Origin of the sequence: Lyngbya sp. CCY1209 (genome assembly GCF_035615495.1) — a bacterium.
Taxonomy (GTDB): domain Bacteria; phylum Cyanobacteriota; class Cyanobacteriia; order Cyanobacteriales; family Microcoleaceae; genus Limnospira.
The window spans coordinates 1-2,715 of record NZ_JAJENU010000138.1 but is presented as its reverse complement, the minus strand read 5'-3'; the positions used below and the strand labels follow the sequence as shown (position 1 = coordinate 2,715).

Below are 2,715 nucleotides of genomic sequence, written 5' to 3'. Positions count from 1 at the left end.
ACCTCCCCTCAAACCCCCCCTCAAACCCCCCCAAACCCCTGAAAATTCTCTCGGTCTCCACCGACAAACTCCCCATATTGACCTTTCTCGATCGCCGACACCTCCTCGCCACCTGGTCAAATCCCGAAGCCAAATCTCCGAGAACCCTATTTCAGATCTACAGTCGCCGGGGCATCCCCATGGGACGACTCAAATTGCCCATCTCCGTCAGCCCGGTCTTGCCGACCCCCCAACCCCACACGATCCTCGCCCTCTCCGACGATTCCCCCTCCCTCCTGTTCCAAATTCGTCTCAAACCCCTCCATTTGATCCGAGTCTTTCTGGAGTCGCCCGCCACCTGCTTTTTTGTTGCAGACTGGGGATATGGTTGGGCCGATGCGGATGGCAACCTCCGCATCGTCAATTGGGACGGTCGTCGGATCGGCGAGTTTCACCTGGGCGTCATCCCCCTGGCGATCGCACCCTGGGGAAAAACGGGTTTGGCGATCGTCACCGATCCCTCAACTGGGAACTCCATCCAGATCGTCGATCGCCTGGACCTCCCCCTCGATCCCTGAAATCGGGTGTAGGGTGTAGGGTGTAGGGTGTAGGGAGGGAGAAAGGGTAAGGGGCAAAGGGTCGAGATCAATTGTTCTGAAAATCCGGATTTGATATCACCCTTCACTCGTCACTGCCGGAAGACAATTTCCATTGGAGGCATTCTGACCATGTACGATACCCCCGAGAAGACGTTCGGCGAACCTTCTTCCTCTCCCGCCGAAGTTCCCCAACCCCTCTCATTGTTCGACGCCGAAGAGTCCGATCGCATCTTACTCAAACTTCCAGGAGTTGTGACGCCGACTTCGAGACCCGAAGATCGGGTGTCCCCGGCTTTGACGGACAGCCTGGAAAAATTGGTGGAATTGGTTGCCAACCTGCGATCGCCCGGCGGCGGATGGCAATCCGACCCGCCCCAAACCCCGGAACATCTGCTCCCCTACGTCACCGAAGAAATGGGCGATGTCCTGAATGCGTTGGAGGATGAAAAATCCGCCCCACAGTCCAAAAAAGAGCCAATTACCCAATCTGAAATTATCGCCTTAAATGACATCGTGCCCCTGTTGTTGTGGCATCTGGCCCGCAGTGCGGAAGATACGCTCCGGCTCCTGACGGGGATCGAAGCCAAAGTCACTGCGGCGGACGGCACTTGGAACCGGGGCATCCTGCGACTGGTCGCGGGTCTGACCTTGAAAACGTCCCAAACCCAGGAAGCGATCGACCTGGCGACCCGCCACCCCCCTCAATTTAACCTGCCCGCCGAGGCGATGATTCAGTCCGGGGATTGTCGATTTTGCCAATATCCCCTCGACGCCAAATCTTTGCTCGAACGGCTCCAAAACACCATCGACCAAAGATTTCCGGCGATCGCCAACTTAAAATCTCAGCCCATCACCCTTCTGTATCCGGGCTACAATTGGCAAGTCGGCCAACTCTCTTTGACATTGGGATGGGAATTTCTGGCGAATCCCCCCTCGTTCGAGCATACCTTTGAGTCATCATCCGTAGAGACAATAGACGAATCACCGAGAGCCCTCCTGTCGAGCCAACTCAAGCTCACGGATACGGTGGTTTTGAGTCGCTACGTCCGGGAATCGATCCGCCAACAACTGGCAATCCCCCTGAAACACCTATTTTTGGGGCAACACGAATCCCCACCTGAAGCCTTCGAGCCATTTTTGCTGGCCCGAACGAGTGAGTTTGCCGAGCGAGTCTATTCCGGGTTGCCGACTCCCGAACCCCAACTCGTCCCCCCCCAGCTCAATTTGGGTCGGCTGACCTCAAAACTGCTGTGGCACATGGTGAGCGGCGATCGCGCGATCGTGCGACTCATTGGCGGCATTTCCGCCCGAGTCCTGCAACCCGGACACCGATGGGAACGGGGGACGGTGCGGTTGGTGGCAATTTTGAACGCCGACTTTACCGGATCTCACTGGGAAATCGACATCACCACCCGCGAAACCCCCCAACTGACGGGGACGCTGTTGGCGGAAGATGCCGTCATCGATTGGGAGAACTTACAAGAGATCGGCTCCGCACTGGCGGAAATTGGAAAAAAATTTCGGGAGGTGTCCCCCGAGCTGGGCATCTGGATGGACGGGGTGGAAGTGGATTGGGCCGAGTCCACCGCAGGGGAACGGATGTGGCGATCGGCTTCCGAGGTGCGATCGGGATTGGTTCAACTCGTCTTCAGCCTGGAATGGGTGCCGATTCCCCGTCCCGCTTCGGAAGATGCTGAATCTTGAGGATCGTGTCTGATGTATGTCTACGCCTTTTTAAAGACTCCCCGAGTTCCGCTGAACTTACCCCAAGGAATTGAAAATCCGGTAGATTTGGTGACAACGGACGATCTGTGTGCATTGGTCGAGCCGAACTTGGGGGCGGAAAATTTGCCCCAAACCGACGATGAAGAATTGATGCGGGCGGTTTTAGCCCACGATCGCGTCCTCTGTGAAGTTTTCGAGCAAACAACATTGTTACCGCTGCGGTTCGGCACCTGCTTTCACTCGGAAGCCCGATTGTTGGAACATATGGCTTCCGAACGCGATCGCTATTCCCGCCAGCTCGATCAATTGCAGGGTCGGGCCGAATATTTGCTGCGGGGAGTTCCCCGAGACTACGTTCGGCCGGAGCCACCGACGGAACCGGAGCCGAGCCAAGGGCGGGCCTACTTTTTGG

General features: G+C 56.8%; 2 protein-coding genes and 1 pseudogene. All 3 read left to right on the top strand.

Annotated features, from left to right (window positions below; genetic code table 11):
• A pseudogene (locus LKE08_RS01375) lies at nucleotides 1-557 on the top strand (serine/threonine protein kinase); the annotation flags it as partial.
• 150 nt (nucleotides 558-707) lie between these two features.
• Nucleotides 708-2,282, top strand: a complete 1,575-nt coding sequence (locus LKE08_RS01370; protein WP_324702397.1) for a hypothetical protein — start codon at nucleotides 708-710, stop codon at nucleotides 2,280-2,282.
• Nucleotides 2,283-2,294: 12 nt separating this feature from the next.
• Nucleotides 2,295-2,715, top strand: a 421-nt coding sequence (locus tag LKE08_RS01365; RefSeq protein ID WP_324702396.1) for a GvpL/GvpF family gas vesicle protein, incomplete at its 3' end; no start/stop codon positions are given.